This window comes from Comamonas sp. F1-6 (assembly GCF_039581415.1).
In the GTDB taxonomy this organism is placed as follows: domain Bacteria; phylum Pseudomonadota; class Gammaproteobacteria; order Burkholderiales; family Burkholderiaceae_C; genus Comamonas; species Comamonas thiooxydans.
In genome coordinates, this window is sequence record NZ_JBCPWN010000054.1 from 1 (window position 1) to 2,139 (window position 2,139).

Annotated in this window: 1 protein-coding gene; it reads left to right on the forward strand. The window is 68.2% G+C overall.

Annotated features, from left to right (window positions below):
- A partial coding sequence (locus AAIL66_RS24165) for a hypothetical protein (protein WP_343497944.1) occupies positions 1–2,139 on the forward strand: 2,139 nt, incomplete at both ends.

A 2,139-nucleotide genomic window follows, 5' to 3' on the forward strand; every position in this document is an offset into this window, starting at 1 on the left:
CGCGTCCATCTTCCTGCTGTCCACGGATCTGCGCGTGCTGGATGGCTCCGTGAACATCAGCACGCTGCAGTTTGGGGAAACCAATTTCATCAACCCACCGGCGACCACTGACCGCCAGGGCGTGGTGGAGCTGGCCACCGAAACCGAAGCCAATGGGCTGACAGATGCCGTGCGGGCACTCACGGCGGCCAGCGTCAAGACGCTGTTCAATGCGCGGGCCTTGGCTGCCACGGTCATCACGGCAGGCGTGGGCCTTACGGGCGGTGGCAGCCTTGCCGCCAATCGCACCATCACCCTGGCCAACACGGCAGTGACTGCAGGCAGCTACGGCAGCGCCACGGAGACTCCCACTTTCACCGTCGATGCCCAGGGGCGGCTGACGGCGGCAGGTAGCGCCACCATCACCCCGGCCTGGGGCAGCGTCACCGGCAAGCCCACAACTCTGGCAGGCTACGGCATCACGGACGCAGCTCTGGCCGCTCGCACCATCACAGCAGGCACGGGCCTGACGGGTGGCGGAAACCTCACCGCAAACCGCACCATCGCCTTGGCCAACACCACAGTGACGGCGGGCAGCTATGGCAGCGCCACGACGGTGCCCACCTTCACGGTCGATGCTCAGGGCCGCTTGACGGAGGCCGGTAGCGCCACCGTCACCCCAGGCTGGGCCGATGTCACAGGCAAACCCACCACCCTGGCGGGCTACGGAATCACGGACGCGGCTCTGGCTGCTCGCACCATCACAGCAGGCACAGGCCTCACGGGCGGCGGCGACCTCTCGACCAATCGCACCATTACGCTGGCCAACACCGCAGTGACGGCGGGCAGCTACGGCAGCGCCACGGCGGCGCCCACCTTCACCGTCGATGCCCAGGGGCGGCTGACGGCAGCTGGTAGCGTCACCGTCACCCCGGCCTGGGGCAGCGTCACCGGCAAGCCCACCACGCTAGCGGGCTACGGCATCACGGATGCGGCTCTAGCCGCTCGCACCATCACGACGGGCACAGGCCTGACAGGCGGCGGCAATCTGACCGCAAACCGCACCATTGCAATGGCCAACACGGCAGTGACGGCGGGTAGCTATGGCAGCGCCACGGATGCGCCCACCTTCACCGTCGATGCCCAGGGGCGGCTGACGGCGGCTGACACCGTGACCGTCACCCCAGCCTGGGGCAGCGTCACCGGCAAGCCCACCACGCTGGCAGGCTACGGCATCACGGACGGCGCCCTCGCTGCGCGCAACATCGTGGCGGGCAATGGCCTGACGGGCGGCGGCAACCTCACGGCAGACCGCACGCTGACCTTGGGAACCCCCAGCACACTGACGGGCGTCACCACCAATGCAGCCACGGCCACCAGTCACACCCATCAAGTCAGCCTGAGCGTGGCAGACCTGGGCGACGGCGCTTTCGTCACCATGGCATCGGCCCTGGGCAACGGTGTGGACCTCAATACGGTGACAGCCCGAGGCATCTACACGCAAAGCACCAATGCCAACGCCACAGGCGGCACCAATTACCCGGTGGCTGCCGCTGGCACGCTGCTGGTCATCGGGGACGGTGCATCCATCAGCACCCAGACCTATACCCACTACAACAACGGCGACCAGTGGACCCGCTCGCGCTACAACACGGGCTGGAGTGCATGGCGCAAGAGCCTGACGGATGAGCGCACTATTGCCACAGGCACCGGCCTGACGGGCGGCGGCAACCTCTCGGCCAATCGCACCATTGCGCTGGCCAACACGGCAGTGATCGCTGGCAGCTACGGCAGCGCCACTGCGGCCCCCACCTTCACGGTCGATGCCCAGGGGCGGCTGACGGCTGCCGGTAGCGTCACCGTCACCCCAGCCTGGGGCAGCGTCACCGGCAAGCCCACCACCTTGGCGGGCTATGGCATCACGGACGGCGCCCTGGCTGCCCGCGCCATCAACACGGGCACGGGTCTGAGTGGTGGCGGCAACCTCACCGCAGACCGCACCATTGCCCTGGCCAACACGGCAGTGACTGCCGGCAGCTACGGCAGCGCCACGGCGGCGCCCACCTTCACCGTCGATGCCCAGGGGCGGCTGACGGCTGCCGGTAACGTCACCGTCACCCCCGCCTGGGGCAGCATCACCGGCAAGCCCAACACGCTGGT